The sequence below is a fragment of the Methylobacterium sp. AC433 genome, assembly GCF_979253015.1.
The window spans coordinates 1-571 of the sequence record NZ_CEEDBN010000052.1; the positions used below are offsets into that span (position 1 = coordinate 1).

Annotated in this window: 2 pseudogenes; one reads left to right on the forward strand and one right to left on the reverse strand. The window is 63.4% G+C overall.

Going from position 1 to position 571, the window contains the following annotated elements:
• A pseudogene (locus AC0IWM_RS23700) lies at window positions 1-156 on the forward strand (glucose-1-phosphate thymidylyltransferase RfbA); the annotation flags it as partial.
• Between the two features lie 7 nt (window positions 157-163).
• Here AC0IWM_RS23700 and AC0IWM_RS23705 read toward each other — a convergent pair.
• Window positions 164-571 (reverse strand): annotated as a pseudogene (locus AC0IWM_RS23705) (transposase); the annotation flags it as partial.

Below are 571 nucleotides of genomic sequence, written 5' to 3' on the forward strand. Positions count from 1 at the left end.
CTGCAGGTGGCCTGCCTGGAGGAGATCGCCTACCTGCAGGGCTTCATCGGCAAGGACCAGCTCATCGCCCGCGGCAAACTCTTCGCCAAGACCGCCTACGGACAGAACCTCCTCAAACTCGCACAGGAAGACCAGAGTACCCTTTTGAGGCGATGACTTAGCACTACTTTGGCAGATTGCATTTAAGGTGGCAGTTCGAGGACGACGTCACAATGCGGGCATCGCCGCGGTGGTGGCCAGCTGAGGTGGTCGAGGATGGCCTGCCGGATCGCCGGCATCGAGGGCTCGGGCGGTGGACAGGCGACTCTTTTTTCCGCCCCGCTGCTGCGAGGCGCTGGGACTGGAGGAAGGCGTAGGCCATCATCGTCATCAGCGCATGGCGATACAGACCGGTCCAGGATCGGCCCTCGAAGCGATCGAGGCCGAGCTCCTCCTTCATCTGCTGATGAGCCTGCTCGCAGATCCAGCGAGCCTTGATCGTGGCGGCGAGCTGCTGAGGGTCGCATCGGCGGGCAGGTTCGAGAGGTAGAACTTGCGCTCGCCTGAGCCGCGCTCCTCGCGGACCAGCCAG